General features: G+C 45.8%; 1 pseudogene. It reads right to left on the bottom strand.

Annotated features, from left to right (window positions below):
• Window positions 1–589 (bottom strand): annotated as a pseudogene (locus tag AC2A07_RS19710) (T9SS type A sorting domain-containing protein); the annotation flags it as partial.

The following is a 589-nucleotide window of genomic DNA, read 5'->3' as shown; positions in this document are numbered from 1 at the left end:
ACCTCCGATGATGTATCCTGTAGAGGTCATCGCTAAAGTTCTCAGGTGGTCATCTCCTTTTCCTCCGTAATTTTTCTCCCACTCAACTTTTCCTTCTTTCGATATTTTAACGATCCAATAATCTCCTTCACCCTCATTATCCGTCTTTTTAGAATAAATATTCAGCTTTAACTGGGAATTCTCGGGCGATGAATCTCTCAGCTCCTTTCCTTTGGAGGGATTGAGGGAGGATGCACTCCTCGAATACATGCCCAACAGAACACCGCCGTCAGCGGTCGGGATCATTTTTTCCACTTCATCATTTCCTCTTCCGCCGAGGATCAGCCGGGAAACTTCTTTTCCGTTCTTATCGAGCCTGATGATCATGACATCTTTAGAACCGAAACCATCGGGTGAGTTCTGGACATTGCCTGCAACAACAAATCCTAAGTCAGTGGTCTGGATGACCGCTCTGGCTTCATCGTCCTGGGCTGTGCCTAATGTCTTCTGCCAAATTTCATTTCCCTCCGAGTTTGTTCTTATCAGCCATAAATCTGAGCCTCCTTTGGAATCCTCCTTTTTATCCAGCCCTTTTCCGGAGTACGAAGTT

This window comes from Chryseobacterium sp. HNCC26DJ238 (assembly GCF_057180465.1).
This window is presented reverse-complemented; position numbering and strand designations above follow the sequence as displayed.